Raw genomic sequence first — 18,481 nt, 5'->3', positions numbered from 1 at the left:
CCGCCGGCGGAGGCGATGAGGGTGACTGTAACGGCGGCGCGGATGGAGGTGGAGATCCTGGACGGATCCGCACCGTGGTCTCGGCCTGCTTGCCATCCTCTGTGGTCGTCACTTTTTTCCTGCCCTTGGGGTCGTCGGCTACCGATTCATCGGTTTCCGGCGCGGGCGCGCTACCGTTAACCGGTGACGAGGCCGCCTCAACGCCTTTCGTTTCGGCGGTCTTGTCTATTTTCTCCGTCACCTGGTCGCGTGTCGACGAGGAGGCGGGGCGCGAGCCCGGCTCGCCCTGAGAACTCACGGGTTATCTCCTTCCCCGTTCCCCTCGGTCTCCACCGGTACCTCGGCGTTTTCCTCGGTCTCCAACGACTCCGCGTTGCGGGCCAGAGCCACGACGCTGTCCCCCTCTGCGAGATTCATCAGTCGAACCCCCATCGTCTGGCGGCCCGACTGCTTGATCTCCCCGGCACTCGTCCGGATAACCCCTCCGGCGGACGTGATCGCGAAAACCTCGTCCTCGGGCCTGACCATGACCGCGCCAACCAGCTTGCCACGGGCGCTAACGATCTTGGCGGTCAGGACGCCCTTTCCACCCCTTCCCTGGATCGGGTACTGATCCACGGGGGTGCGCTTGGCGTATCCGCCCTCGGTGGCGATGAGCACGTTGTCGCCGTCGGCGATCCGGTTCATCGCCAGGAGCTCGTCGCCCTCAAGGAAGCGCATGCCGATCACACCGCTGGTCGCCCTGCCCATCGGGCGCATGGCCTCGTCGGAGGCCGTGAAGCGGATGGACTGGGCACCGCGGGAGACGAGCAGGAGGTCGTCCTCCTCCGACACGAGCCTGGCGGCGATCACCTCGTCATCTTCGCGCAGGTTGATCGCGATAAGGCCACCCGTGCGCGGCGAGTCGTACTCGGACAGGCGCGTCTTCTTCACCAGGCCGCTGCGGGTGGCCAGCACCAGGTAAGGGGCGACGTCGTAGTCACGCAGGTCCAGGACCTCCATGACGACCTCGTCCGGCTGCATGGCCAGCAGGTTCGCCAGGTGCTGCCCGCGCGCGTCGCGGCCCGAGTCGGGGAGCTCGTACGCCTTGACCCGGTAGACGCGGCCCTTGTTCGTGAAGAACAGCAGCCAGTGGTGTGTCGTGGTGACGAAGAAGTGGTCGACGATGTCGTCCTGGCGCAGCTGCGCACCCCGCACACCCTTGCCGCCGCGCTTCTGCGCCCGGTAAAGATCTGTGTTGGTTCGCTTGGCGTAGCCGCCGCGGGTGATCGTGACGACCATGTCCTCCTCGGCGAGGAGGTCCTCGATGGACATGTCGCCCTCGTAGGCGATGATCTCGGTCCTGCGCTCGTCGCCGTACCGCGCGGTGAGCTCGGAGAGCTCGTCCTGGACGATCGTGCGCTGCCGCTCGGGCGAGGCGAGGATCGCCTGATACTCGTTGATCTGCGCCATCAGCGCGTCGTACTCGTCGGTGATCTGCTGGCGCTCCAGAGCGGCCAGCTTGCGCAGCTGCATGTCGAGGATGGCCTGCGCCTGGATCTCGTCGATCTCCAGGAGCGTCATCAGGCCGCCCTGCGCGGCGGACGCCGAGGGCGACCGCCGGATCAGCGCGATGACCTCGTCCATCCGGTCGAGTGCCTTGAGCAGCGCGCGCAGGATGTGCGCCCGCTCCTCGGCCTTGCGCAGCAGGTAGCGGGTCCGGCGGACCACGACCTCGATCTGGTGGGACACGTAGTAGCGGACGAACTGGTCGAGCCTGAGCGTGCGCGGCACGCCGTCGACCAGGGCCAGCATGTTGGCGCCGAAGGTGGTCTGCAGCTGGGTGTGCTTGTAGAGGTTGTTCAGCACGACCTTGGCGACCGCGTCGCGCTTGAGCACGATCACCAGGCGCTGGCCGACGCGCGAGGAGCTCTCGTCGCGGACGTCGGCGATGCCGGTGATCCGGCCGTCCTTCACCGACTCGGCGATGGTCAGTGCGAGGTTGTCCGGGTTGACCTGGTAGGGCAACTCGGTGACGACCAGGCACTGGCGCCCCTTGGCGTCCTCCTCGACCTCGACGACCGCCCGCATGGTGATCGAACCGCGGCCGGTCCGGTACGTGTCGTCGATGCCGCGCCGGCCGACGATCAGCGCGCCGGTGGGGAAGTCGGGCCCCTTGACCCGGGCGATCAGCGCTTCGAGGAGTTCCTCGTCCGTCGCCTCCGGATTCTGCAGGGACCAGACGATGCCCGCGGCCACCTCCCGCAGGTTGTGCGGCGGGATGTTGGTGGCCATGCCGACCGCGATGCCCGCCGCCCCGTTGACCAGCAGGTTGGGGAAGCGCGAGGGCAGGACCGTCGGCTCCTGGGAGCGCCCGTCGTAGTTGGGGATGAGATCGACGGTGTCCTTGTCGATGTCGCGCAGCATCTCCATCGCGATGGGCGCGAGCTTGCACTCGGTGTAGCGCATCGCGGCGGGCGGGTCGTTTCCCGGCGAGCCGAAGTTGCCCTGCCCGTCGACCAGCGGGTAGCGCAGCGCCCAGTGCTGGGCCATCCGCACCACGGTGGCGTAGATCGACGCGTCGCCGTGCGGGTGGTAGGAGCCCATGACGTCACCGACGACGCGGGAGCACTTGAAGTAGCCGCGGTCGGGCCGGTAGCCGCCGTCGTACATGGCGTACAGCACCCGGCGATGCACCGGCTTCATACCGTCGCGGACGTCCGGCAGCGCGCGCGAGACGATGACCGACATCGCGTAGTCCATGTAGCTGCGCTGCATCTCGGACTGGATGTCGACCGGCTCGACGCGGTCTACCGGAGGGCCGGGCGGAGTGTTGACTTCCGTCACAGGTCAAGATCCTTTTCTGGTACGGCTACCGCTACACGTCAAGGAAACGGACGTCCCGGGCGTTCCTGATGATGAAGGAGCGGCGCGCCTCGACGTCCTCACCCATGAGCACGCTGAACAGCTCGTCGGCCTGGGCCGCATCGTCAAGAGTGACCTGCAGGAGCAGGCGGGTGTCGGGGTTCATGGTCGTATCCCAGAGCTGGGCGGCGTTCATCTCGCCCAGACCCTTGAAGCGCTGCACGTTGTCACGGGGCCGGGGGTCCGGCTTGCCCGCGTCGATGCCGGCCTGGATGACCGCGTCGCGCTCGCGGTCGGAGTAGGCGTAGGAGGCGTCGTCGCCCCTCCTGTCCCACTTGATCTTGTAGAGCGGCGGCTGGGAGAGGTAGACGTGCCCCGCCTCGATCAGCGGCCGCATGAAGCGGAACAGCAGGGTCAGCAGCAGGGTCGTGATGTGCTGGCCGTCGACGTCGGCGTCCGCCATCAGGATGAGCTTGTGGTAGCGGAGCTTGGTGATGTCGAACTCGTCGTGCACACCGGTGCCCATGGCCGTGATCAGCGCCTGGACCTCCTGGTTCTGCAGGACCTTGTCGATCCGGGCCTTCTCCACGTTGAGGATCTTGCCGCGGATCGGGAGGATCGCCTGGAACTTGGAGTCGCGCCCGCCCTTGGCCGAGCCGCCCGCCGAGTCACCCTCGACGATGTACAGCTCGCACTTCTCCGGATCGCTCCACTGGCAGTCGGCCAGCTTGCCCGGCAGACCGGAGCCCGACTCCAGCAGCGACTTGCGCCGGGTCAGGTCACGGGCCTGGCGGGCCGCGAGGCGGGCGCGGGAGGCCTGCAGGGACTTCGTGATGATGTCCTTGGCCTCACCGGGGTTGCGCTCGAACCAGTCGCGCAGGTGGTCGTTGCAGGCCTTCTGGACGAACGACTTGGCCTCGGTGTTGCCCAGCTTGGTCTTGGTCTGGCCCTCGAACTGCGGGTCGGCCAGCTTCACCGAGATGATCGCGGTGAGGCCCTCGCGAATGTCCTCACCCGCGAGGTTGTCGTCCTTGCCCTCCTTGAGGAACTTCTGCTCGCGCGCGTAGCGGTTGACGATGGACGTCAGCGCCGCGCGGAAGCCCTCCTCGTGGGTGCCGCCCTCCGCGGTGTTGATCGTGTTGGCGAAGGTGTAGACCGACTCGCTGTACGAGTTGTTCCACTGCATCGCGATCTCGACCGCGATGCCGTCTCCGTGCTCCTCGAAGTCGATCACCGATACGTGGGTGGGTTCCTTCTTGGAGTTGAGGTGCTTGACGAAGTCGGACAGACCGCCCTCGTAGTGGTAGGTGACCTCTTTGGGGTCATCCTCGATGAACTCGGGGCGCTCGTCCCTGATGGAGATCGTCAGGCCCTTGTTGAGGAAGGCCATCTCCTGGAAGCGGCGCGCGAGAGTCTCGAAGTGCCAGGTCGTGGTCTCGAAGATGGTCCCGTCGGCCCAGAAGGTGATCGAGGTGCCGGTCTCGTCGGTCTCCTCGCCCTTGATCAGGGAGGTGGTGGGCCGGGTGCCGACGTAGGTCTGCCGCCAGTGGTGGCCGTCGGTGCGGATCTCCACCTCAAGCCTGCTGGACAGCGCGTTGACGACGGAGACGCCCACGCCGTGCAGTCCTCCGGAAACCGCGTACGACTTGTCGTCGAACTTGCCGCCCGCGTGCAGCACGGTCAGCACGACCTCGACCGCGGGACGGTTCTCGCCGGGAACGTTGCCGACCGGGATGCCACGGCCGTTGTCGACGACCCGCACGCCGTTGTCGGCGAGCAGGGTGATCTCGATCCGGTCGGCGTGCCCGGCCAGGGCCTCGTCGACGGAGTTGTCGACGACCTCGTAGACGAGGTGATGGAGACCGCGCTCACCGGTGGAGCCGATGTACATGCCGGGGCGCTTACGGACCGCCTCAAGTCCTTCGAGAACAGTGATTGAGCTAGCGTCGTAGGACAAGTGCGAAATCCTCCTGCCGCGGACACGCGGCAGGGAGACAAACGTGTAGCCCCGCCGTGCCCGTCACCGTCGTGAATGCCCCGATGCGTCCACCCAGGGGAGCCGGCACACACGCCGGGGGTGACACGCAAACGGACGTGTCCGGAATTCGATTTCATTCTAGCGGCTCAGAGCACATCATGTGGCATTGACGGCCCCTGGAATGGCCTGTCGCGTGACGATCATCGTCTTGAACATCCCCCTACGGGGGCGGGGTTCGTCGCGCCAGAAAGGCTACTGATCCGTTTCTGAGCGCCGAGTCAGCCGTATGTGTCGCCCGGGCCGCGGCTTCCGGTGACGCGCAGACCGCCGCTGGAGCGGGGGCCGTTCTGCGGTCCACGGACCTTGACCCGTTGCACCGTTCCGTCCCCTAGCTCCTCGTTCAACCTTCTTACGAGGGTCCTTGCCAGCAGACGCACCTGGGTGGCCCAGGCGGTGGAGTCCGCGACGACCACGACCTCGCCCTCCGCGAAGGTCTCCGGCCTGGTGTGGGCCGCCATGTCCGGGCCGACGATCTCGTGCCAGCGGCCGAAGACCCCGCCGATCGCGGCGGGCTGCTGCCAGCCCCGATCGGCGAGCAGGTCGGCGATGGCCCTGCCGAAGAGCTGGGGATCACCCGCGTCCCTGCGCGGCCCGGACGCCCTGCGGCGCGGCTCCCTGCGGGGGAGCTGCCCTCGCCTGGCGGCGTCCGACTTGGCCTGGGCCAGCTTCTCCCTGGCCATCGCCGCCCCCTTGGCGGCCGCGCTCCTCGCCGACCCGGGAGCCGTGGCGTCCGCCCCGCCACCGCTCGATCCAGGCTCTGCGTCATCGGGCACGGACCACGCCTCCCTCTGTCACGTCGAACCGGCCTCCGGCCAGCTCCTTCGGCACGTCGTCGGGGACCGCGGCGGTGATCAGCACCTGTTCGGCGGGGGCGACCATCTCGGCCAGGCGACGTCGGCGCCTGTTGTCCAGCTCGGCGAAGACGTCGTCCAGGATCAGGACCGGGTCGCCGCCGTCGGCCCTGAGCAGGTCGTAGGCGGCCAGTCTGAGCGCCAGCGCGTACGACCACGACTCACCGTGGCTGGCGTAGCCGCGCGCGGGCAGCTCCCCCAGCCCGAGGAACAGGTCGTCGCGGTGCGGGCCGAGCAGGGTGACGCCACGTTCGAGCTCGGCGGCGCGAACCTCCAGCAGGCCAGCCCGCAGCCGCTCCGCCAGCTCGGCGCGGTCGGTGCCGGCGTCCGCGGGCAGGGTGCCGCGGTACTCCAGCCTCGCGGGGGCGGAGTCGGGCGCGAGAGAGGCGTACGAGGCGGCGACCAGGGGGCGCAGCGTCTCCACCAGTTCCAGCCTGGCCGCGAGCAGTTCGGCACCGTGCGTGGCCAGGTGGGCGTCCCAGACCTCAAGGGTGCTCAGTGGGTCCCCCGCCCCGGCCTCGGCGAACGCCGCGTCGCTCTCGGCCCGCCGGGTGCTCCGGCCGCGCCCCCGCCGGGCCTGCGCGGCCGTACGCAGCAGGGCACCGCGCTGCTTGAGCACCCTGTCGTAGTCGGCGCGCACCCCCGCGAACCTGGGTGCCCTGGCCACCAGGAGATCGTCGAGGAACCGGCGCCGCTCGGAGGGGTCGCCCTTGACCATGGAGAGGTCCTCAGGAGCGAACAGGACGGTGCGCAGCAGGCCGACGACATCGCGCGTGCGAGAGACGGGCGAGCGGTTCAGCCTGGCCCTGTTGGCCCTGCCCGGGTTGATCTCCAACTCGATCAGCGCGCGCCGGTCGTCGCGGACCACCACCGAGCGTACGACCGCCCGCGCCGCGCCCTGCCGGACCAGCGGCCCGTCGCCGGCGACCCGGTGGCTGGCCTGCGTCGCCACGTAACCCAGCGCCTCGACCAGGTTGGTCTTTCCCATGCCGTTGGGCCCGACGAAGGCCGTGACCCCCGGCTCCATGCCGAGATCGACGGTTTCGTAGGACCGGAAGTCGGTCAGGGAGAGATGGGCGACATGCACCCCAGGAAGATTAGTCGGCCCCGCCCATCACCGTGGCCTCCGGCGCCCGCACGGCTCGCGCCCCGTGGAAAAGGTATGGCGCGAGCCCTGCGACGGAGGTCGCGAACGTACGGCCGCGGCTGCCGGAGCGGCCCTGCCGAGCCGGGAGCGGTGGTGGGTCCGCGCCTTGGATGGGGAACGCCGCGCTAGCCGGCCGCCTCGACCGGGGGGGTGACGTCGGCGCCGGGGGAGTCGGCGCCCTTGGCCGCCGAGCCCGCCCTGGAGGTGACCGCGTGGCCGCCGAACTGGTTGCGCAGGGCCGCGACGACCTTCATGGCCGGCGAGTCGTCCTGGCGGGAGGCGAACCTGGCGTACAGGGCGGCGGTGATGACCGGCAGCGGGACCGCGAGGTCGACGGCCGCCTGAACCGTCCAGCGGCCCTCGCCGGAGTCCTGCGCGTAGCCCTCGAGCTGCTCCAGAGCGGGGTCCTCCTCAAGTGCGCGGACCATCAGGTCGAGCAGCCAGGAGCGGATGACGGTGCCCTGCCGCCAGCTCTTGAAGGCGCCGGGCACGTCGGTCACGATGTCGGCGGCCTCCAGCAGCTCCCAGCCCTCGGCGAAGGCCTGCATCATGCCGTACTCGATGCCGTTGTGGACCATCTTGGCGAAGTGACCGGCACCGATCCTGCCCGCGTGGACGAAGCCGTCCTCGCCCTCGGGCTTGAGGGTCTCGAAGATCGGCATCGCCCGTTCGACGTCGGCCCTGTCGCCGCCGACCATGAGCGCGTAGCCGTTCTCCAGCCCCCAGACTCCACCGCTCACGCCGCAGTCGACGAACCCGATGCCCTTCGCGGCGAGCGCGGCGCCGTGCCGCTGGTCGTCGACGTAGTGCGAGTTGCCTCCGTCGATGAGGAGGTCGCCGGGGGCCAGTACCTCGCCGAGCGCCTCGATCGTCGCCCGGGTCGGTTCCCCCGAGGGCACCATGACCCATACCGTTCGCGGCGTCTGGAGCCGCTCCGCGAGCTCCTCCAGGCCGGAGACGTCGCTGACCGCGGGATCGCGGTCGTAACCGACGACCTCGTGGCCGCCGCGGCGCAGGCGCTCAGCCATCCTGCCGCCCATCTTGCCCAGCCCGACCATGCCGATCTGCATACGAGCCCCCCCTTCAGGGTTCCATCGTTCACCTACGTCAGACGTGCCCGCGCAAGCCTTACCAGCTCGGGGTTCCCGCCTGCCGGATCACCCGTGGGGCCGTGGAGGACGTCCTCCAGGCCGATGCGCGTGGCCAGCCCCGACTGCCCCGCGAAGTCCAGGAGAGTCCAGGTCGGCTCCTCCTCCCCGTGGAGCAGCCGCGGTCCCGGTACACCGAGCTCGGCGAGGCGGTCCAGGATCGCGCGCGCCCGGCGGACGGCCGTGTCCGCGGGGCCACCGAGGATCTCGACGAGCACCCGGGCGCACTCCAGTCCGCTCGCGGCGAGCGCGTCGGCGTCGTCTGTGGACCAGACCCCGGCCTCCACGTCCACTCCGAGCCGCCGCAGATCATGCCACAGGTCCCGGAAGCCGGGTTCCGAGAGATTCACGGACGCGAAGTCCGGCAGGTCGCCGGGGGCGAGCGCGGACCAGCCTCGGACGGCCGCGTGCCGCGCGTCCACATCCCCGCCGGTTATCCACAACCCCGTGCTCACTCCCACGGGAAGCCCGGGGCACGCCTCGCGCACCGCGCGCACCGCCGCCCCGATGTGGACGGCGCTGAGCGACTCGCTGCCGCCCTCGTCGCGCGGATGCATGTGAACAGCGTCCGCACCCGCCTCACGGGCCTCACGGGCCGCCTCAGCGAGCTCCAGAGGGGCCAGGGGGAGGGCCGGGTGGTCGCCGGGCCTCCGGGCACCGTTCAGGCACGCCTTGAGCCACGGCGCGCCTGAACGGGGCACCCCGGCCATCAGCTGGAGAGCCGGATGGGCATGATCAGGTAGCGGTAGTCGGGAACCTCTCCGTCGTCCACAGGCTTGCCACCGGTGAGGATGGCCGGCTTGGTGGACGTGGTCATCTGCAGGCGGGCCACGTCGGAGTCGATCGCGCCAAGACCCTCCAGCAGGAACTGGTGGTTGAAGGCGATGTTGATGTCCTCGCCCTCGAACTCGACGGGGAGCACCTCGACGGCCTGCGCCTCGTCGCCGCTGCCCGCCTCCAGGACGACCTCGTCGCCGCGGAAGGCGAGCCGTACCGGCGTGTTGCGCTCGGCGACCAGGGCCACGCGCTTGACGGCCTCGACGAAGGCCGCCGTCGGCAGCTGCGCGCGGGCGGAGAACTCGGTGGGCAGCAGCGAGCGGTACTTGGGGAACTCGGGGTCGAGCAGCCTGGTGGTGGTGCGGCGCCCCGCGCTGGAGAAGCCGATCATGCCCTCACCGGTGCCCCCCGCGGAGCTCATCGCGATCTCGACCTCGGCACCGGTGCCCCCCAGGGCCTTGGCCGTGTCCGCGAGGGTCCTGCCCGGGATCATCGCGATCGCCGAGAAGTCAGGCTGGTCCGGCTGCCACTTCAGCTCCCGCACGGCGAGGCGGTAACGGTCGGTCGCCGCGAGGGTGACGGTGTCCCCCTCGATCTCCACGCGCACGCCGGTGAGCATCGGCAGGGTGTCGTCCTTGCCCGCGGCCACGGCGACCTGGCCGACGGCGGAGGCGAACACGTCGCTGCCCACCCGACCGGCGGCCGGTGGCATGGTCGGCAGCGAGGGATAGTCCTCCACAGGCATGGTCAGGAGGGTGAACCGGGCGCTGCCACAGGTGACGACCGCCTTGGCGCCCTCCACGACGAAGTCCACGGGCTGCGCGGGCAGCGCCCTGGTGATCTCGGCGAGCAGCCTGCCCGAGACGAGCACCACGCCCGCCTCGCCCGTCTGCAGTTCGAGGGTCACCTCGGCGGAGACCTCGTAGTCGAAGCCCGAGAGCTTGAGTTGCCCGTCCTCAGTGACCTCAAGGCGCATGCCGGCCAGCACCGGCACGGAGGGACGCGCCGGCAGGCTGCGCGCCGTCCATGCGACCGCCTCAGCGAGCACGTCTCGGTCGACCCGGAACATCACGTGGATCTGCCTCCTGTGTATCGAGCGCCGTCCGCTCGGTGCCTGGGGTTCAAGTGTTCACTGTCTGGAGCCTGAGCTCTCCCGGAACCCCTCTTATGGCTCTTGGGTTTCCTAGTAGAGATACAAGTGGCCATCGTATTAGGGGGTGTGGATACTGTGGAAAGCCATTGTTTCCGCAGGTCAAGTGCGGTTTTTTCATCCACCGGGGCTGTGGGCGCCCACTGTGGACAACTCTTGGGGCTGGGGAGAACCGCGGAGTACCCACAGGCCGTCCCCAGATTCGGTGCGCTCTGTCCACCGGTTATCCACGAGGTTTCCCCAGGTTATCCACCGGGTATGAGGTCGGTTTGTCCTTGTGGAAAACTCTCTTCACAGGGCGTCCCCAGGTTGTCCACGGGTTACCCACAGGTTGTCCCCAACTTCTCCCCAGAGTCATCCACAGTCCCAGAACAGGGTTCGGACCGGCTCGTTTACTGATGATCATGGGGGGACGCCCCGGAGCCTTCCCCGCCCTCGCGAATCGTTGATCCACAAGGTTTTCCACAGCCTGTGCATCACGGGGTGAAAAACCTCAGCCATTGCGGGACTGCTGCTTGATCCTGGTGGTGAGTTCGTTGACCTGGTTGTAGATCGAGCGGCGCTCGGCCATCAGGGAGCGGATCTTCCGGTCGGCGTGCATGACCGTGGTGTGGTCGCGGCCGCCGAACTGCTGGCCGATCTTCGGGAGCGACATGTCGGTCAGCTCCCGGCACAGGTACATGGCGATCTGGCGGGCGGTGACCAGGACGCGCGAACGCGACCCGCCGCACAGGTCGTCGATCGACAGGCCGAAGTAGGCGGCGGTGGAGGCCATGATCGTGGCGACCGTTATCTCGGACCCGGCGTCCTCGGTGATCAGATCCTTGAGCACGACCTCGGTGAGCTGCAGATCGACCGACTGCCGGTTGAGGCTGGCGAACGCGGTCACCCTTATCAGGGCACCCTCCAGCTCGCGGATGTTGGTGGAGATGCGGCTGGCGATGTACTCCAGCACCTCGGGCGGCGCGGCCAGGCCCTCCTGGATCGCCTTCTTGCGCAGAATCGCGATGCGCGTCTCCAGCTCGGGCGGCTGGACGTCGGTGATCAGGCCCCACTCGAACCGGTTGCGGAGCCGGTCCTCCAGCGTGACCAGCTGTTTCGGCGCCCGGTCGCTGGAGATGACGATCTGTTTGTTGGAGTTGTGCAGGGTGTTGAAGGTGTGGAAGAACTCCTCCTGCGTCTGCTCCTTGCCCTCCAGGAACTGGATGTCGTCCACCAGCAGGATGTCCACGGCCCGGTAGCGGCCCCGGAAGTTGTCGGCCTTGTGGTCGCGGATGGAGTTGATGAAGTCGTTGGTGAACTCCTCGGAGCTCACGTACCGCACCCGCGCGCCGTCGTACAGGCTCTGGGCGTAGTGGCCGATCGCGTGCAGCAGGTGGGTCTTGCCCAGCCCCGAGTCGCCGTAGATGAACAGCGGGTTGTACGCCTTGGCGGGCGCCTCGGCCACCGCGACCGCGGCCGCGTGGGCGAAACGGTTGCTGGAGCCGATGACGAAGGTCTCGAAGGTGTACTTCGGGTTCAGCCGGGCGGGCTCGCCCTGCGTCCGGCTCCCGCGGCTGTCCCACCTGTTCGGTACGCCGCCCGCACCGGGCACCGCGGGCGCGCCGCGGTCGAAGGAGTCGGGCTCGGGACGCGGCGAGGGCGCGGTGTAGCCACCGCGGTTGTATCCGGGGCTCGCTTCCCCCGGCGAGGGAGCCTGGGACGGCTCCGAGGGGCGGTACGGCTGGGAGGATTCCTCGCCCTGCTGGTACGGGTAGGAGAACGGCTGGGCCTGTGGATATTCGGTGGACGGCTGGGCGGCCGGATTACCCCCCTGATAGGGGGGATGGGGCACCGAACCCCCGTGGTGCTGGGGATTGGCCGGTTGTGCATAACCCTGCTGGGCCCCGCCGGCCTGTGTATAACCCTGCGGTTGCGCCTGGGGATAAGGGTCCTGGCGGGAGGCGAGTCCGGGCTCGGGGCCCGCCGCGCTGGGGTCGACCATGACCGCCACCCGCATCGGGCGGCCGAACTCCTGGGAGAGCGCGTGACTGATAAGCGGACGAAGCTTGTTCTCCAGAACATCTCTGGCGAAATCCGTGGGTGCGGCGAGCACCACTGTGTCGTTCATGAGGCCGAAGGGCCGGGTCATGTTGAGCCAGACCCGCTGCTGAGACGGGACGTTCTCGTTCAGGGAGTTCTCCAGCGCCCTCGCCCAGACCGCGCTGAGGTCCGTTCCGTCCATGGCTCGGCTCCCCTCCTCCCGACGCGGCCCCCGCTGGCCTACCGCGATCTGTTTATCCACATCGATGGCCGCCGGAAGCACCGGATCTCGCCGTTGTCCACACGCCGGGCGTCTCGTGGCACCTTCGTGGGCACCGTTCGATATCCACACCGAATCCACAGGCTGTGCACAGTCTGTTACCCGCGGTCCGACGGGTCCTCGCAGTGGAGAGAGGGTTTGGAAGGGCCGAGGGTAGCCCTGTCCACAGCTGTGTACAAGACGTTGTCCACAGCCTAGTGGCAGTACGGGGGAGACAGAGTGCACATCCTGTGGACGGCGGGGCGCCGGTGGAAAACGTGCCTGTGGAAAGGTGGATAACCTGTGTTCGCGTGCTCCAGGATGTTCTCCGGTTTGACCTGGGACGCGCCTGCCCCGTAACGTACGACGGTCGGCTTGCCACGCGGCGGCTATTTCGCATGCCCCGCATCCGGCAGGCCAGCCACTGTCGAGCGTCCCCATGTGCTGGGGATGCGTCTTGAGCCTGGAGCCCACTCGTGAGCAAGCGTACTTTCCAGCCGAACAACCGCCGTCGTGCGAAGACCCACGGCTTCCGGCTCCGCATGCGCACCCGCGCCGGCCGCGCCATCCTTGCCGCTCGCCGTCGCAAGGGCCGCGCCGAGCTCTCCGCCTGACGCATCCGTTGCGCCCGGTCCGCCGGGCCAAGGCAGCAGAGCCCGTCGCCCGTCGGCAGCGATGCCGACGGGCGACAGGCGTACCTGCCCAGGGTCACGAAGATCTCGTGTTGCCGTCCGGGTCCCGCATGCGCCGGGGCGACGATTTCGCCGGCGCGATCAGAAGGGGAAGCCGAGCAGGCCGCCCCACCCTGGTCGCGCACTTTGGCATGCGCCCTGACACTGACGATCCCCCCCTGGTCGGATTCGTGGTGAGCCGCGCAGTGGGAGGCGCGGTCATCAGAAATCGGGTCAAACGTCAGTTGCGACACCTCATGCGAGACCGTCTCGACCGGCTTCCGCGAGGTAGCCTGCTTGTTGTACGCGCCAATCCACCGGCCGCGTCCGCGCGAAGCGAGCGCATTGCCGCCGAACTCGACGTCGCGCTGGATCGTTTACTCAGGCGGCTAGAGCCCCCGGGGGCTCGCATGGATGGGCGATGATGACGGCGCAGCAGATCGCCGGGATTTCTCCGGCTGCCAGGATCCTGATGGCTCCGATCCGGTTCTACCGGGCCTTCGTGAGCCCTTTGCTGGGTCCCCGTTGCCGTTTCCACCCCTCGTGCAGTGCCTATGGCCTCGAAGCCGTAGCCGTTCACGGCGCGCTACGCGGCACATGGTTGACGATCCGGAGAATCGGGCGTTGCCACCCATTCCATCCCGGAGGCTATGACCCGGTTCCCCCGGGCCGGTCCGACGAAACGCAAGGGAGCTAGCTCGGTGGAGCTGTCCTGGCTGAACTGGCTTTACACGGCCGTCGCCCAAGTAATCACCTGGATTCACGAGGGCTACAGCACCTTCATCCCGAGGAACAGCGGGCTCAACTGGGCGCTGACCATCATCACGCTCACCGTGCTGATGCGGCTGTTGATCTTCCCGCTCTTCCTCAAGCAGATGCGTTCCTCGAAGAAGATGCAGGAACTGGCGCCAAAGGTCCAGGAGATCCGCAAACGCTACAAGAACGACAAGCAGCGGATGAACCAGGAGGTCATGGCGCTGTACCAGGGGCAGGGCGCCAACCCGCTGGGTGGCTGCCTGCCGATTCTGGCGCAGTTCCCGATCTTCATCTCGATGTTCACCGTGCTCCAGGCCATGGCCAACAGCCCGGTTCCCAAGTTCGGCATGACCCAGCAGCTGATGGACAGCGCCAGGGCGGCCCACATCTTCGGCGCGCCGATCCCGGCGACCTTCTTCACCAGTGCGAACGACATCATCGCGCTGAACGCCGACCCCATCGTCACCAAGGTCGTTCTCGCCGTCTTCGTGGCGATCAGCTCGCTGACCACCTTCCTTACCGTCCGGCAGAGCGTGACCCGCTCGATGGCCCAGATGCCGGACAACCCGATGGCGCAGCAGCAGAAGATCCTGATGTACATCTCGCCGCTGTTCGCCATCTTCTCGCTGAACTTCCCCCTGGGCCTGATCCTCTACTGGGTCACCACGAACCTCTGGACCCTCGGCCAGCAGCACTGGTTCTACAGCCGCAACCCCTCCCCGGTGGTCGACGCGAAGGGCAACGTCACGACCCCCGAGCCCAAGCCGAGCCTGCTGAGCAAGGTCAAGAAGACCGCCCCCGAGCCTGAGGCGCCGCCCGCGCCGGAGCCCAAGGTGGTCCGCCAGCAGCCCACCCGCCAGCCCCGCAGCAAGCGGACCGGTAGCAAGAAGTCCTGACGTCTCATCCCGACAGCACGAAGGAGTGGCCGGACGTGACCGAGGCCGAGGCCGAGAGGGAGCCCGTGAAGGCGGCTCCCGATCTCGCCGCCCTGGAGCAGGAAGGCGAGATCGCGGCGGATTACGTCGAGGGTCTGCTCGACATCGCCGACATCGACGGTGACATCGACATGGATGTCGAAGGTGATCGCGCCGTGGTGTCGGTGGTCGATATCAAGGGCGGTGATCTGGTCGGCCCCAACGGCGAGGTGCTGGAGGCCATCCAGGAATTGACGCGTCTCGCGGTCTACCGCCAGACGGGTGAGCGGTCGCGCCTGATGCTCGACATCGGCGGCTACCGCGACCGCCGCCGGAGCGAGCTGAGCGAGCTCGGCACCAAGATCGCTGCGGACGTCAAGCGGGATGGCGAGCCCAAGTCGCTGCAGCCGATGACCCCGTTCGAGCGGAAGATCGTGCATGACGCCGTCGCGGCGGCGGGCCTGCGGAGCGAGTCCGAGGGCGAGGAGCCCCGCCGTTTCGTGGTGGTCCTCCCCGTCTAGCGACGGAGCGGACGGGCAGAGGCCGCCGCCCCTGGTTCTTCCAGGGGCGGCGGCCTTTTTCGCGGCCGGTTCCGTACGATGTCGGCGGTGGCATACGAGTTCGGGGCCCGCGCCGTGCGGTGCCGTCGAGGCGGGCCGTTAGCCTTAAGACCGGCCTGACCCCGACATTTCCGAGGGAAGAGTGAGCGTCGAGTGAGTGACCAGATCCCTGAGCCGCCCGAGGTCGCGCGCGAGGTGTTCGCCGGTGACGCCTGGGCCAGGGCGGAGGCGTTCGCGGAACTGCTGGCCGGCCCCGGGGTGGTGCGCGGGCTGCTCGGTCCGCGGGAGGTGCCGCGCATCTGGGACCGCCACCTGCTCAACTGCGCGGTGGTCGCCGAGGCGGTGCCCGCAGGCGCGCGCCTGGTCGACATCGGTTCCGGCGCCGGACTGCCGGGCCTGGTCCTGGCGATCGTACGGCCGGACATCACCGTCACCCTCCTGGAGCCGCTCCTTCGCCGGACGGTCTTCCTGGAGGAGTGCGTGGAGTCGCTGAAGCTCGGCAACGTCGAGGTGTTGCGCGGCCGGGCGGAGGAGTTCGCGGGCAGGCGGGAGTTCGACGTCGCCTCCGCTCGTGCGGTGGCACCGCTCGACCGCCTGCTGAAGTGGGCGCTTCCCCTCCTGCGCGAGGGGGGCGAGCTGCTGGCCATGAAGGGCGAGCGTGCCGCGGAGGAATTGGCGGACGCCGAACGGCAATTGCGGTCGAGTGGGGTTCAAACCGCTGAGCTCACATCGGTCGGGCACGGTAAGGTCGAGCCGCCCACAACTCTCATCCGGGTGGTCGCCGGTCGAGCTCCAGAAGGAGCGCGGAAGACCGCTCGCCGGAAGGATCGCGCCTCGCGAGGCAGGTAGCGCGAGGCCAGTAGACAAACCGAGCAAAGCGAGTACGAGGCCAGTGGACGACCGTACAGGTGCGATTGCCAGCGCGACGAGCGGTCTCGGCTGGCCCGAGGATCCGGCCGCTTTGCCACATGGACGCCTTTCCGGTCTGGGTTGGCCGGCACCGGCTCCCGGTGCCGTAGTCAGGCCGGTTGAAAGGACGACGACCGTGACCCAGACCCCCCTTAATCCCGGCGACTCGCCGCTGGTACGAGAGGCACTCAGCTCAGTGGTTTCACGTGAAACATCGACCCGGAAGACCGCCGCTCCCGGAGGTTCCACCGGGGTCCGAGACGGGGACTGGCCCCGCCCTCCCAAAACCCGGATCTTCACCGTCGCCAACCAGAAGGGCGGCGTCGGTAAGACCACCACGTCGGTCAATCTGGCGGCAGCGCTGTCCATGCATGGCCAGCGGGTGCTCGTGGTCGACCTCGACCCTCAGGGCAACGCCTCGACGGCCCTGGCCGTCGAGCACCGCGGCGACGTACCGGACATGTACAAGGTGCTCGTGGAGGACATGCCGCTCGCGGAGGTGGTGAAGGAGGTCCCGGACATGCCGGGGCTCTACTGTGCTCCCGCCACGATCGACCTGGCCGGTGCCGAGATCGAGTTGGTCTCCATGGTCGCCCGTGAGGCTCGCCTGCAGCGCGCGCTGACCGCGTACGACGCCGTTGAGTTCGACTACATCCTCATTGACTGCCCTCCCTCGCTCGGCCTGCTCACCGTCAACGCGTTGATGGCCGCAAACGAGTTGCTGATTCCCATCCAGTGCGAGTACTACGCGCTGGAGGGTCTTGGGCAGCTGTTGAGAAACGTGGATCTGGTCCGTGCCCATCTGAACCCCACGCTTGACCTCTCCACCATTCTCATGACGATGTACGACGGACGCACCCGGCTGGCCTCCCAGGTGGCCGACGAGGTCCGCTCCCACTTCGGCGCGACGGTGTTGAGCACGTTGATCCCCCGGAGCGTGCGCGTCTCCGAGGCCCCGAGCTATGGTCAGTCGGTCATGACGTACGACCCGGGTTCCAGCGGTGCGATGGCCTATATGGACGCCGCTCGTGAGATCGCTTATCGCGGTGTGGCCGTATGAGTACCGCGAATGAGGGCGGCATCTTGAGCCTCGGGAGGGGCAGTGAGTAAGCAGCCGAGAGGGCTGGGCAGGGGACTGGGGGCCCTCATCCCGACGGGCCCGGCCGTCGTCGCCGAGACGCCTGTGTCGATGACCGTGACGATGGTCGCCCCGGAGCCGGCGGTGCCGGAGCAGCCCGGCCCCAAGCCGGTCGCGGGCGCCTACTTCCTTGAGATCCCCGTCGACGACATCGCGCCCAACCCGCGCCAGCCTCGCGACGTCTTCGACGAGGAGGCCCTGAAGGAGCTGGCCACCTCGATCGGCGAGGTCGGCCTGCTTCAGCCGGTCGTGGTGCGCGCGACAGGCGAGGGGCGCTACGAGCTGGTCATGGGCGAGCGCCGCTGGCGCGCTTCCAAGCTCGCCGGCCTCTCCGAGATCCCCGCGATCGTGCGGAGCACTCAGGAGGACAAGCTCCTGCTTGACGCGCTCATCGAGAACCTCCAGCGCGAGCAGCTCAACGCCCTGGAGGAGGCGGCGGCCTATCAGCAACTGCTCGACGACTTCGGCGCGACCCACGAGCAGCTCGCCACCCGCATCGGCCGCTCCCGCTCCCACGTGACCAACACGCTCCGCCTGCTGAAGTTGCCGCCCGGCGTGCAGCTCAGTGTCGCGGCCGGCACGATCAGCGCGGGTCACGCGCGGGCCCTGCTCCGCTTGGACGACCCCGCCGCCCAGGAGCATCTCGCCCGCAGGATCGTTGCCGAGCTGCTGTCGGTCCGCGCGGTCGAGGAGATCGTCGCCGTGGGCGATGCCAAGGCGGCACCGGCTCCGGCCCCGCGAACCCCTCGGGCGAAGCCCACCGAGGAGCCCGTCCTCCGGCAGCTGGCAGACCGTCTCTCCGACCGCTTCGAGACCCGGGTGAAGGTCGACTTCGGCCGCCGTAAGGGGCGCATCGTGGTGGAGTTCGCGACCATCGACGACCTGGAGCGCATCATCAGCACGATGGCCCCGGGATCGCTGCAGGTGCAGGAAGGATGATTTCCGGCAGGGCTCGTGAACGCGAGGTCAATGGCGCCCCCGTTGTGGGCCGGTGAATTCCGGACCTCCGCCCCCCTCCCGGAGGGTTCTCCGCTCGAACGGCCTCCCTGTTTCACGTGAAACAGGGAGGCCGTTCTCATGTTCCCGACGCCCCTCCTTGGCCGTCGTACGCCACCGCGACGGTCGAGTGAAGCCCTCGGGTTCAATACGCCTTGCCGTACGCGCACGCGAGGCCTCAGGGCCGTACGGTTGCCAAGTGTTCCGCCCCTGACACCGGCGCGCCGAGATTGGCCGGTGCGGCCCCCTGTCGCCACGACGGAGACGGCGCCGTTTCACGTGAAACATCGAGTGCCGATCG

The 18,481-nt window shown here is 68.4% G+C and carries 16 protein-coding genes; 8 read left to right on the top strand and 8 right to left on the bottom strand.

The window, feature by feature from the left end:
• Positions 1 to 294 precede the first annotated feature (294 nt).
• From gyrA to dnaA, 8 genes are all read right to left on the bottom strand, one after another.
• Complete coding sequence (gene gyrA, locus ABT061_RS07430; RefSeq protein ID WP_350913746.1) at positions 295 to 2,826, bottom strand: DNA gyrase subunit A; 2,532 nt, start codon at positions 2,824 to 2,826, stop codon at positions 295 to 297.
• A 31-nt stretch (positions 2,827 to 2,857) separates the two neighbouring features.
• Positions 2,858 to 4,801, bottom strand: coding sequence for a DNA topoisomerase (ATP-hydrolyzing) subunit B (gene gyrB / locus ABT061_RS07425; protein ID WP_350913745.1), 1,944 nt, complete (start codon positions 4,799 to 4,801; stop codon positions 2,858 to 2,860).
• Positions 4,802 to 5,100: 299 nt separating this feature from the next.
• Positions 5,101 to 5,655: a DciA family protein gene (locus ABT061_RS07420; RefSeq protein ID WP_350913742.1), complete on the bottom strand. Its 555-nt coding sequence runs from the start codon at positions 5,653 to 5,655 to the stop codon at positions 5,101 to 5,103.
• Positions 5,645 to 6,820: a DNA replication/repair protein RecF gene (gene recF / locus ABT061_RS07415; protein ID WP_350913740.1), complete on the bottom strand. Its 1,176-nt coding sequence runs from the start codon at positions 6,818 to 6,820 to the stop codon at positions 5,645 to 5,647. The genes ABT061_RS07420 and recF overlap by 11 nt, the downstream gene beginning before the upstream one ends.
• Before the next feature lie 185 nt (positions 6,821 to 7,005).
• A complete protein-coding gene (gnd, locus tag ABT061_RS07410) occupies positions 7,006 to 7,950 on the bottom strand; it encodes a phosphogluconate dehydrogenase (NAD(+)-dependent, decarboxylating) (RefSeq protein ID WP_350913738.1) in 945 nt (314 codons plus the stop codon).
• Positions 7,951 to 7,982: 32 nt separating this feature from the next.
• The gene (locus ABT061_RS07405) at positions 7,983 to 8,738 is read right to left on the bottom strand and encodes a 3-keto-5-aminohexanoate cleavage protein (RefSeq protein WP_350913736.1); all 756 of its coding nucleotides are present in this window, start codon (positions 8,736 to 8,738) and stop codon (positions 7,983 to 7,985) included.
• Positions 8,738 to 9,877: a DNA polymerase III subunit beta gene (gene dnaN / locus ABT061_RS07400; protein WP_350913734.1), complete on the bottom strand. Its 1,140-nt coding sequence runs from the start codon at positions 9,875 to 9,877 to the stop codon at positions 8,738 to 8,740. The genes ABT061_RS07405 and dnaN overlap by 1 nt, the downstream gene beginning before the upstream one ends.
• A 571-nt stretch (positions 9,878 to 10,448) precedes the next feature.
• Positions 10,449 to 12,179, bottom strand: coding sequence for a chromosomal replication initiator protein DnaA (gene dnaA / locus ABT061_RS07395; protein WP_350913732.1), 1,731 nt, complete (start codon positions 12,177 to 12,179; stop codon positions 10,449 to 10,451).
• A gap of 533 nt (positions 12,180 to 12,712) precedes the next feature.
• Between dnaA and rpmH the strand changes: the two genes are divergently transcribed.
• The 8 genes from rpmH to ABT061_RS07355 all read left to right on the top strand — a co-directional run bounded on the left by rpmH (position 12,713) and on the right by ABT061_RS07355 (position 18,123).
• Positions 12,713 to 12,850, top strand: coding sequence for a 50S ribosomal protein L34 (gene rpmH / locus ABT061_RS07390; RefSeq protein WP_010849920.1), 138 nt, complete (start codon positions 12,713 to 12,715; stop codon positions 12,848 to 12,850).
• A 107-nt stretch (positions 12,851 to 12,957) separates the two neighbouring features.
• Positions 12,958 to 13,332: a ribonuclease P protein component gene (rnpA, locus tag ABT061_RS07385; RefSeq protein ID WP_350913728.1), complete on the top strand. Its 375-nt coding sequence runs from the start codon at positions 12,958 to 12,960 to the stop codon at positions 13,330 to 13,332.
• Positions 13,332 to 13,604: a membrane protein insertion efficiency factor YidD gene (gene yidD / locus ABT061_RS07380; RefSeq protein ID WP_502991388.1), complete on the top strand. Its 273-nt coding sequence runs from the start codon at positions 13,332 to 13,334 to the stop codon at positions 13,602 to 13,604. Before rnpA ends, yidD begins: the two co-directional genes overlap by 1 nt.
• A gap of 4 nt (positions 13,605 to 13,608) precedes the next feature.
• On the top strand, positions 13,609 to 14,559 hold the full coding sequence (gene yidC / locus ABT061_RS07375; RefSeq protein WP_350913724.1) for a membrane protein insertase YidC: 951 nt from the start codon (positions 13,609 to 13,611) through the stop codon (positions 14,557 to 14,559).
• Between the two features lie 35 nt (positions 14,560 to 14,594).
• Positions 14,595 to 15,098, top strand: coding sequence for a Jag family protein (locus tag ABT061_RS07370; RefSeq protein WP_350913721.1), 504 nt, complete (start codon positions 14,595 to 14,597; stop codon positions 15,096 to 15,098).
• Between the two features lie 192 nt (positions 15,099 to 15,290).
• Positions 15,291 to 15,986 carry a 16S rRNA (guanine(527)-N(7))-methyltransferase RsmG gene (gene rsmG / locus ABT061_RS07365; protein ID WP_350913718.1) on the top strand — a complete coding sequence of 232 codons (696 nt, stop codon included), beginning with the start codon at positions 15,291 to 15,293 and terminating at the stop codon, positions 15,984 to 15,986.
• 196 nt (positions 15,987 to 16,182) lie between these two features.
• Positions 16,183 to 17,106 (top strand): ParA family protein, encoded by a 924-nt coding sequence (locus ABT061_RS07360; RefSeq protein WP_350913716.1) that lies wholly within the window; start codon positions 16,183 to 16,185, stop codon positions 17,104 to 17,106.
• Positions 17,107 to 17,148: 42 nt separating this feature from the next.
• Positions 17,149 to 18,123, top strand: coding sequence for a ParB/RepB/Spo0J family partition protein (locus ABT061_RS07355; RefSeq protein ID WP_350913713.1), 975 nt, complete (start codon positions 17,149 to 17,151; stop codon positions 18,121 to 18,123).
• The last annotated feature ends 358 nt before the right edge of the window (positions 18,124 to 18,481 follow it).

Origin of the sequence: Streptosporangium sp. NPDC002544 (genome assembly GCF_040295965.1) — a bacterium.
Lineage (GTDB): Bacteria > Actinomycetota > Actinomycetes > Streptosporangiales > Streptosporangiaceae > Streptosporangium.
The sequence above is the reverse complement of the archived record's forward strand: the minus strand, read 5'-3'. Positions and strand labels throughout refer to the sequence as shown.